This is a genomic window from Rhizobium ecuadorense (assembly GCF_001187535.1).
In the GTDB taxonomy this organism is placed as follows: domain Bacteria; phylum Pseudomonadota; class Alphaproteobacteria; order Rhizobiales; family Rhizobiaceae; genus Rhizobium; species Rhizobium ecuadorense.
Window position 1 is genome coordinate 1 of record NZ_LFIO01001730.1, and the last position, 215, is coordinate 215.

Consider the following 215-nt stretch of genomic DNA (forward strand, 5'->3'; position numbering starts at 1 on the left):
CCGACGTTCCCACCTCATCTGCCAGTGCCAGTAACTCAACGGCTGATAGACTAGTCAGCCAGTCTTTGATTGCTGGGGTCTGACCTGCATCGCCGGCTATGAAATTTCGCACATCGGCGGCAAATTGAGTTAATTCACGTTTCTTGCGGTCCAAGAATTCATTGGCATGAGGCAGCTCGCGGAATGCATCGAGTACTTGTTCTAGACTGCAATGC

Annotated in this window: 1 protein-coding gene; it reads right to left on the reverse strand. The window is 51.2% G+C overall.

What is annotated here, in order from left to right; translation table 11 throughout:
- The coding region (locus AF337_RS44800; RefSeq protein WP_210168095.1) for a hypothetical protein at positions 1–215 on the reverse strand (215 nt) is incomplete at both ends.